The following is a 610-nucleotide window of genomic DNA, read 5'->3' on the forward strand; positions in this document are numbered from 1 at the left end:
ACTTTACGAGCAACAACGTTAGCGTCGCTCAACGTACCACCATGCATAGCGAGGTCTAATCCTTGACGGTACATGTCGACAAAGGCGTTACTAATGTTGCGAATATCAAGCTCAACCTTAGGGTACATATCTTGGAATTTAAACAGAGTCGACTGCATGATGTCGCTGGTTTCAGGCAATAGACCAATCTTAATTTGCCCGTGTGCAACCTCTGAAAGGTTGGAAGCGACATGGTTCGCTTTGTCGAGCGCACTCAATGCATTGAGTAGTTCTTTGTAATAGAGCTCGCCAGATTTGGTTAAGGAGAGGCTTCGTGTGGTTCTAAAGAACAGTTGAATGCCGAGAGACTTCTCAAGGTCGTTAATTCTACGGCTAACGTTAGCTCGGGGAAGGTCAAGTGCATTGGCTGCGGCAGTAAAACTACCCAGTTCGACAACGGTGGTAAACAGCTTAAGATCTGCGATTTTCATAACAACGGCATTTAATCGTTTTTAGAACAGTATGTTGGCATCGTATACCAATTGGATTTTAAAATCGAAGCGTTCTTGGGTTTGGCTTGTTTTAAGACAGTAAAAAGCCAGCTGACAAATCATTATCAAAGCTGGCTTTG

Annotated in this window: 1 protein-coding gene; it reads right to left on the reverse strand. The window is 43.8% G+C overall.

The window, feature by feature from the left end; translation table 11 throughout:
- A partial coding sequence (locus AB4512_RS21950; protein ID WP_372175662.1) for a LysR family transcriptional regulator occupies nucleotides 1-470 on the reverse strand: 470 nt, incomplete at its 3' end.
- Nucleotides 471-610 lie beyond the last annotated feature (140 nt).

It is taken from the genome of Vibrio sp. 10N.222.52.B7 (assembly GCF_041474275.1).
GTDB lineage: Bacteria > Pseudomonadota > Gammaproteobacteria > Enterobacterales > Vibrionaceae > Vibrio > Vibrio crassostreae_C.